A 1,222-nucleotide genomic window follows, 5' to 3' on the forward strand; every position below is an offset into this window, starting at 1 on the left:
ACCTGGGCGCGTGACTACTGCGTCAACAGCCTCAGCGCGTTGCCGGCGGACGCCACCGGCATCGCGTCGACCATGAAAGTCGGCGTCGTTATCTCGATGTTGACTTCGGCCTTCGTCACGCGGATGACCCTGCAGGGCTTGACCGCAGGCGGCAGCATCAAGCGCATGGTGCAGAAGTAAATGGCTATCGTTGTCGTCACGGGGTTGCCTGGTGCTGGCAAGTCGCTCTACACGCTGGCGAAGTACAAGACGCTTCATGAACCGCCGCCCAAAGGTGAGGGCAGGCAGGTCTATCACTGTCAGGGCGAGCGAGACCCGACCAAACGGCACCTGGTGAAGGGCATCCCAGGGCTGAAACTGCCCTGGACGCCTTGGCACCCTGAGAAGTGGGCAGATCTGCCGGCCGGGGCAGTGCTGATCATTGACGAGGCGCAGTTCGTCTTTCCGGTGCGGCCAGGTCGAGGTGAGCCACCCGACTGGATTGCCGGCCTGGCGACGCACCGTCACCTGGGTATCGACATCATCGTGGTGACTCAGCACCCGACGTTGATCGATACCTTCGTGCGCCGGCTCGGTGACCAGCACTTTCACGTTAAGCGCAAGTTCGGCACGCACTGGGCGGTGATCCTGGAGTCCGTCAGCGGGGTACGCGACAACCCCGAGAGGCCCTGGAAAGACGCGGTCCGCCATGAGTGGCGCTATCCGAAGGATGTGTTTGACCTTTACACCTCGGCGGAGGTCCACACAGTCAAGCGTCGTCTACCTGCTCGGCTGTACGTGCTGGCTGCGATGCCTCTGGTGTTCTTGTTGCTGGTGTACGTGGCCTATCTGCGTCTTCGGCCTGAGACCCAAGCCGAGCACATCCGCAAGGGCATCGAGAGCCAAGGGGGCGCCGTGAAAGGGTCGGCCGGTGCGCCAGGTCAACCGGCTGCCGAGGGTGTGATCCGCGTTCCCGGTCAGCCTGGCCGAGCTCGTGAGGCCTCGGCGCAGTGGGTTTCGGACTTTCGCCCGCGCGTCTCAGGTCTGCCGCACACTGCGCCGGCCTACGACGCTWTGACCAGGCCGCAGGAGGCACCGTATCCGGCCTATTGCGTCAGCCTCGGGCCGTCGTACCCGTGTAGGTGCTACACGCAGCGAGGAACCGGCCTCGAGGTGCCCAAGGCCACCTGCGAGAGCATCGCTAAGGGTGGCTTTTTCGCCTACTGGACCAAGGACCGCGCCC

At 64.0% G+C, this 1,222-nt stretch carries 2 protein-coding genes; both read left to right on the forward strand.

Features of this window, described 5'->3' with window-relative positions; translation table 11 throughout:
* On the forward strand, positions 1–180 hold a 180-nt coding region (locus tag AC1DYI_RS36195; protein ID WP_477208912.1), incomplete at its 5' end, for a DUF2523 family protein.
* The coding region (locus AC1DYI_RS36200) for a zonular occludens toxin domain-containing protein (RefSeq protein ID WP_477208913.1) at positions 181–1,222 on the forward strand (1,042 nt) is incomplete at its 3' end.

It is taken from the genome of Ideonella sp. P3_A4 (assembly GCF_056403075.1).